Source organism: Ensifer oleiphilus, assembly GCF_013371465.1.
GTDB classification, from domain to species: domain Bacteria; phylum Pseudomonadota; class Alphaproteobacteria; order Rhizobiales; family Rhizobiaceae; genus Ensifer; species Ensifer oleiphilus.
The window spans coordinates 354,112-360,336 of sequence record NZ_JABWDU010000006.1; the positions used below are offsets into that span (position 1 = coordinate 354,112).

Sequence of the window (6,225 nt, forward strand, 5' to 3'; positions counted from 1 at the left end):
CGCGGGGCGCGCGCGCCCGTCACAAAACCCGGGCACGCAGGAAAGCACCGACGGGCAAGAGGCGATTTGGTCTCGGCTGATCTCGCTCGATCGGTCGAGCGAGGCGAAAGAGCAAACGGCTTTGTATTCGACACGGTGCAGCAGGGTCCAATGCTTGGATTGAAAGTGCAATTCTAGCAGACTGTTGAGCAATACAGGCTTCGTTTCGGAGGATCGGAAGCCTGGGAAAACACGGTTTTCCCAGGCTCTGGTTTTGTGCTCCCTGGCGCCTTGCGCCTGTCTGCATTGGTCAATCATAATCTGCTCAGCTTCGGTGAGGCCTAGTATCAGTGGGGGGAACCGGACGGGATCGGGTTGCCGCTGCGGGCCGCATCGGCGATCTTGTCCTCGTCGGTCACCGACGACAGCCGCTTCAGCCAACGGCCGAGGCGCACGCTGACATCATCCATCACCGTGAACATCACCGGCACGAAGACGAGGCTCAGCATCGTCGATGTGATCAATCCGCCGATGACGGCAATCGCCATCGGCGCGCGGAAGGCAGCGTCGGCACCAACACCGATCGCGGCCGGCACCATGCCGGCGACCATGGCGATCGTCGTCATGATGATCGGACGCGCACGAGTGGTGCCCGCCGTCATCAAGGCGGCTCGCCGGTCCGCCCCTTCGTTGCGGCAGACGATCGCATGATCAACCAGCAGGATCGAGTTCTTGCAGACGATGCCCATCAACATCAGGATGCCGATCGTTGAAGACAGATCGAGCGCTGCGCCAAAGAGGATGAGCGCCAGTGCCGCCCCGCCGATCGACAACGGCAGGGCGATCAGGATGGTCACCGGCTGCAGAAAGTCCTTGAACAGGAGGACGAGAACCGCCGCGACCATCAGGATGCCGGCAAGCAAGGCGAGCGCGAAGTTGCGGAACATTTCCGACATGTATTCGGCTTCGCCGTAGTTCGCCTGCGACACGCCCGCCGGCATCTTGGTCATCGCCGGCAGGGCCGAAACCGCCTCGAACGCTGTGCCAAGCGTGATGCCATTGAGATTGGCCTCGACCGCCATCAGGCGCTTGCGGTTGAGGCGCTCGACACTGCCTTCCTCCGCGCCGAAGGAAATGTCGGCCACCGACGTGAGCGGGACCAGCTTGCCGGAATTGGTACCCACGCGCAGGTTTCGCAAGGTGTCGAAGTCCGCCCGCGCAGTCTCGTCGAGCATGACGCGGATCGGCACCTGCCGGTTGCCGAGATTGAACCGAGCCGAATTGCTTTCGCTGTCGCCCATGGTGGCGATACGTGCCACCGTGCCGATCGACGTCACCGAGACGCCGAGACGGGCAGCCTCGTCGAGACGCGGCTTCACCAGCAATTCCGGCGACAGCAGCGGCTCGGTCGACTGCACGTTGACGAGACCGGGCATCGCCCGCATCTCGTTTTCGAGCTGGCGCACCGCCTGGGTCAGCGCCTCCGCGTCGTCGCTGGTCAGATAGATCGACAGATCCTTCGCCCCCTGCTCGGACGCAAAGGTCGCCTGGATGTCCGGCGTTTCGGCGAGCAATGGACGCAGGGACAGTTCGAATGATTTGCGGTCGAGTTCGCGCTCCTTGCGCGGGCGAAGCTTGATCAGGAGGTCGACCTTATTGAGATTGTCGGCGGTCGCAAGCACGCTATCGACCTCCGGACTCTGCCTGATCTTGCGCGTCAGTTCATCCGAGAAGCGGGCCGTCTCCTCGAGACGCGTGCCCGGCGGCAACGTCACCTTCAAGGTCGAGAGATTGCTGTCGCTCGTCGGCAGGAAGCCGGTCGGCAACATCGTCAGAAGCGCGATCGAGCCGACGAAGATCAGGGCGACGATGGAAAGCGCCGTCTTGCGGTGATCGAGCGTCCAGCCGAGCACCCGGACATAGCCATCGCCGATGCGAGACCGCTTGACCTCATGTCCATGTCCCGCTTTTGGGCGAAGCAGATAGGCAGCCATCAATGGCGTCAGCAAACGAGCGACCGCCAACGAGAACAGCACGGCGATGGCGACCGTCAGACCGAATTGCTTGAAGTATTGTCCGACCGCGCCGCCGATGAAGCTGACGGGCGCGAACACCGCCACGATCGTCAGCGTCGTCGCAACGATCGCCAGGCCAATCGCATCGGCAGCATCGATCGCGGCGAGAAACGGCCGTTTACCCATGTCCACGTGCCGCTCGATGTTTTCGATTTCGACGATGGCGTCATCGACCAGAATGCCGATGACAAGCGTCAACGCCAGGAGGCTGATGCTGTTCAAGGTGAAACCGAGAAGATCCATGACCATGAAGGTCGGCAGGATCGACAGCGGCATGGCGAGCGCCGAGATCAACGTTGCCCGCCAGTTGCGCAGGAACGCGAACACGACCACCACCGTCAGCGCTGCCCCTTCCAGGAGCGCAGTCACCGCCGCATCGTAGCTTTCCTTGGTGTATTCGACCAGCGAGATCAGTTCCTTGATCTCGATGCCGGGTGTGCGCGCCTGGATTTCGGCCAGACGCGCGGCCACGCGATCGGCAACGACAGTATCGCTCGCGCCCTTGCTGCGCGACACCGAGAAGCTGACGACCGGCTCGCCGTCGAGCCGGGCGAAATTGCGCGGTTCGGAGGACGTGTCCTCGATCTTTGCCACGTCCGAGAGCTGGACCCAGCGGCCGCCCGAAATCGGGATCGACAGGCGCGAAAGTTCCTCGACCGAGGTGGCGCTGCCGATCGTGCGGATCGATTGCTCCCGCCCGCCGATCTCGCCACGCCCGCTCGGCACATTGGTATTGAGTTCGCGCATCGCCGTGTTGACCTGATCGGCAGTGACGCCCAATGCCAGCAGCCGCTCCGGATCGAGCGAGACGCGAACCTCGCGGTTGACGCCGCCGAGACGTTGAACCTTCTGCACGCCCGGAAGCGTCAGAAGCTCGCTGTTCAAGGTGTCGTCGACAAACCACGACAGCTCGACGGCGGACATGTCGGGCGCGCGCACGGTGTAGTAGATGATGGCGCTGCCATCGACATCGACACGTGACACCACCGGCTCCTGGATCGACTGCGGCAGATCGGAACGGATCTGGGCCACCGCCTCGCGCACGTCGTTGGCAGCGCGATCCGGGTCTGTGCCGATCTTGAACTCGACCGTCGTCGTCGAGATGCCGTTGGCGACCGTCGAGCGAATGTGATTGACGGCGACCAGGCCGGCTGCAACCCCTTCGACGCGCCTTGTCACCTGCGTTTCCATTTCCGCAGGCTGGGCGCTCGGTTGAGTGATCGTCACGGTCACAACGGGAAACGAGACGCTCGGATTGGCGTTGACCGGCAGGCGCAGGAACGAGGCGATGCCGACCAACGTCAGGACGACGAACAGGACGATGGTCGGAACGGGCTTGCGGATTGCCCAGGCTGAGATATTGCTGGTCATTTCTGCACGCCTGTCTGAGCGGGAACAACGTCCGTGGTGGCGACGGCCTCGCCCTCGCGGAGAGAAGCGCCGGCCTTGGCAACAACGCGCTCGCCGGTGTCCAGACCCGATAGGATCTCGACCTTGCCGTTCTGGCGCATTCCAGCCTTGACGGTCTTACGCTTGACCTTCCCGCCCTCGACGATGAACACCGAGGGCATGCCGTCCGGGGCGCCGTAAAGCAGCGCAGAATCGTCGACCATGATCGCCGCGCGTTCGGCCACGACGATTTCCGCACGCCCGAACGTTCCGGCATAGGGTGGCTTGTCGGTCTTCAGCGTTATCTTGGCGGTGCCGAGCCGGGTCTCGCTATCGATCTTCGGATTGATCACCCTGATATCGCCGTCGATCGCGTCCGTGCGGCCGGAGAGCTTGACCTTTACCTTCTGACCGACGGCAAGCAAGGGCAACTCGCTTTCCGGAATTTCGGCAGCAAGCTCGATCTCGCCGTCGCGGATGAGGCGCATCAGCGGCTCCGTGCCGGCAAGCGCGCCGGCGCGGGCAAGCCGCTCGGAAACGATGCCGGCTGCCGGCGCGACGATCACGGCCCGCTCGAGCTTGCGGCGTGCCTCGGCCAGGAGCGCCTGAGCCTGCGCGTCGTCGGCGCGCGCCACCTTCACCGCCTCGAGCGCAATGGCCACGGCCGAAACCCGTTCTTCGAGGAACGTTTCCGCCTTCAGATGGCGCAGTTGCCTGGCGCGATCGAGCTTCTTTTCCTCCTGCCGGACGGTCTCTTCCTGCTGGGCAACCGCCGCACTGGCGCGCGCCACCCGACCCTCCGTCTCACGCAAAAGGTTTTCCAGCATCTCGGTTTCGAGGCGGGCAAGCACCTGGCCGGCAACCACCCGATCGCCGACCTCGACCTCGACCTTGGCGATCCGCTGCTCGGTCAATGTCGTCGCGACCGCGATTTCTTCGCGGGCGACGAAAATGCCCGCGAAGGAGCGCAGCCATTTCTGCGGCTGCCTGTCGGCCACAAGCGTTGAAACGGTGCGGCTTGCAGCCGGAGTATTGGCGCTGACCGATGCAGCCGCCTCGTTCGCACGTACCTGGCCCGCAGTGACCGCAAGCGAGAAAACGGCGACGATGGCTGCATTCAGGGTTGAGGAGCGTCTCATTCTGGTTGGCTTTCGCTGGCGGAACCGGACGTCGCCGCCACAGTGGCAGCAAGCACAACGTCGACGGTTCCCAATTAGGGCGTTCGGAAGAAATTATTTATTCGAGTAGTCAATCTAATAATTTCATTCGATAAACGCGTCAAGAGTAAGGCGATGACATACAATCATTGCGGGAGCATGGCGTCATCGGTCATCAGGGCACTTCTCTTGACATCGTACGCGCCCGCACCGCATACCAGATCGATTAGTCTATTAAAGAAACTGGACCGTCGGGGAGAAGTACGATGCGCAAAGTCGACCCGGAAAAACATGCGGCAAGGCGGCAAGTCATTGTCGATGCCGCCATCGCCTGTTTTGCCCGAAAAGGGTTTCACGGCACATCGACCGCGGAAATCTGTGCCGAGGCAGGGATGAGCCCTGGCAATCTCTTTCATTATTTTCCGACCAAGCACGCCATCATTACCGCGATCGTGGAGGAAGAACGTCAAGAGACGGCGGAGTTTTTCCGCGAACTCCATGAATCGCCCGATCTCTTTGCAGCCCTGCTGGGCTTCATGGACGTTGTGCTGGGCTTGGCGGCCGATCCCGTCTATTCCAGCCTGGCGCTGGAAATCGCCGCCGAGGCCATGCGCGACGAACACATCGGCGAACTGGTCGCAGCGAACGACGCCGAATTGCGCGCCGCTCTCTCCGCCCTGATCAAGGCAGCGTCGGGGCGCGGACAGATCGATGCGGCGATAGATCCGGAAGCGGGCGCACGCTGGATTGCCGCGATCATCGACGGCATCTTCGGTCGGATCGCCGTCGACCCCGGCTTCAAACCGGACCAGGAGCGCCCGATGATGCACCTGCTGCTCACCCGCTTTCTTTGTCCGAAACCCTGAGCCGTTCAGCACCGCCGGATTGCGCTCAATGCCAGCACACGGCCGCTTTCCGGGTATCCCGGCAGGTGGCACGCGACGAGACAACAACCCGGTAACGGTGCGGTATCGCGCTCCCGCATAGGGCCGCCATCACTCGCATCTGACGTCATGTCGGAAAGGAAATGTGCGTAAGGAACCGCTCGCTCACAAGCGACGTGTCGGCCAGTGTCGCACCGGCAGGCACAGTTCGCGAGGAATTCACATGCAAAGAGAGATCGATTTGAGAATCATATGGAACAGCGTAAATGGATGATCCCGTCCTAAGAAACGCCTTGCGCGAGGCGCTCCTCCAGCTCGAAACTGACGGCCACATTGTGATCGTGTCGACAACACTCGGGTCAATGGTCCATGCCGTTGCCAACAAAATTGCCGACGTCGTCCCGCATACCGAACTATCCTTCCGAGAACTTTACGCAACTCGACAGCTAATTAATCAGGCCATTCATGACAATCGATTCTTCGACCGGGAAATGCCGACGCTGACAGGTTTGACTGCCGAAGAGTTTAGGATCGTTGCCGACAAATTGCTGCGTGAATAGCCGGCCGCAGAATCTGGCGTGCCTCCATATCCGCGGCCCTCACCGGATAGATAGCATTTCTGTTCCGGGCGCTTTGCTGACTTTGTCGTTGGCATCAGAACGTCAAAAAGCCCGCCGACCTTTTGGGTCTGGCGGGCTATTTTTATGATTTGGTTGCGGGGGCAGGATTTGAACCTGCGGC

Annotated in this window: 4 protein-coding genes; 2 read left to right on the top strand and 2 right to left on the bottom strand. The window is 61.8% G+C overall.

Going from position 1 to position 6,225, the window contains the following annotated elements; all coding sequences use genetic code 11:
- Positions 1–326: 326 nt before the first annotated feature.
- Positions 327–3,425: an efflux RND transporter permease subunit gene (locus tag HT585_RS23015; RefSeq protein ID WP_176355113.1), complete on the bottom strand. Its 3,099-nt coding sequence runs from the start codon at positions 3,423–3,425 to the stop codon at positions 327–329.
- Positions 3,422–4,582 carry an efflux RND transporter periplasmic adaptor subunit gene (locus HT585_RS23020; RefSeq protein WP_176355114.1) on the bottom strand — a complete coding sequence of 387 codons (1,161 nt, stop codon included), beginning with the start codon at positions 4,580–4,582 and terminating at the stop codon, positions 3,422–3,424. The genes HT585_RS23015 and HT585_RS23020 overlap by 4 nt, the downstream gene beginning before the upstream one ends.
- A gap of 284 nt (positions 4,583–4,866) precedes the next feature.
- Between HT585_RS23020 and HT585_RS23025 the strand changes: the two genes are divergently transcribed.
- Together HT585_RS23025 and HT585_RS23030 are read left to right on the top strand one after the other, a co-directional pair.
- Positions 4,867–5,466 carry a TetR/AcrR family transcriptional regulator gene (locus HT585_RS23025; RefSeq protein ID WP_176355115.1) on the top strand — a complete coding sequence of 200 codons (600 nt, stop codon included), beginning with the start codon at positions 4,867–4,869 and terminating at the stop codon, positions 5,464–5,466.
- 284 nt (positions 5,467–5,750) lie between these two features.
- The gene (locus HT585_RS23030) at positions 5,751–6,044 is read left to right on the top strand and encodes a hypothetical protein (RefSeq protein ID WP_176355116.1); all 294 of its coding nucleotides are present in this window, start codon (positions 5,751–5,753) and stop codon (positions 6,042–6,044) included.
- Positions 6,045–6,225: the final 181 nt, after the last annotated feature.